General features: G+C 44.6%; 2 tRNA genes. Both read right to left on the bottom strand.

The annotated features are described in order from the left end of the window. Positions 1–171: 171 nt before the first annotated feature. Positions 172–247 (bottom strand) — tRNA-Ala (locus M3226_RS31730). Between the two features lie 14 nt (positions 248–261). Beyond that, a tRNA-Ile gene (locus M3226_RS31725) sits at positions 262–338 on the bottom strand. Positions 339–377: the final 39 nt, after the last annotated feature.

The following is a 377-nucleotide window of genomic DNA, read 5'->3' as shown; positions in this document are numbered from 1 at the left end:
CGGCTCCTAGTGCCAAGGCATTCACCGTGCGCCCTTTCTAACTTAACCTAAAAGGTTTTACTCTAAATTATTAGAGAGTATTCTAAAATGGCGATTTAACTCGGTTTTTACTTGGTTTCTTCTATACAATTATCTAGTTTTCAAAGAACGATATTAACATGGTAACGTTATTGGTGGAGTCTAGGGGGATCGAACCCCTGACCTCCTGCGTGCAAAGCAGGCGCTCTCCCAGCTGAGCTAAGACCCCGTTGTTATGAAGTATGGTGGGCCTAAATGGACTCGAACCATCGACCTCACGCTTATCAGGCGTGCGCTCTAACCAGCTGAGCTATAGGCCCATACCATAAATATAGAGAGAATTGCTCCCTCAAAACTAA

The sequence above is a fragment of the Neobacillus cucumis genome (assembly GCF_023715505.1).
This window is presented reverse-complemented; position numbering and strand designations above follow the sequence as displayed.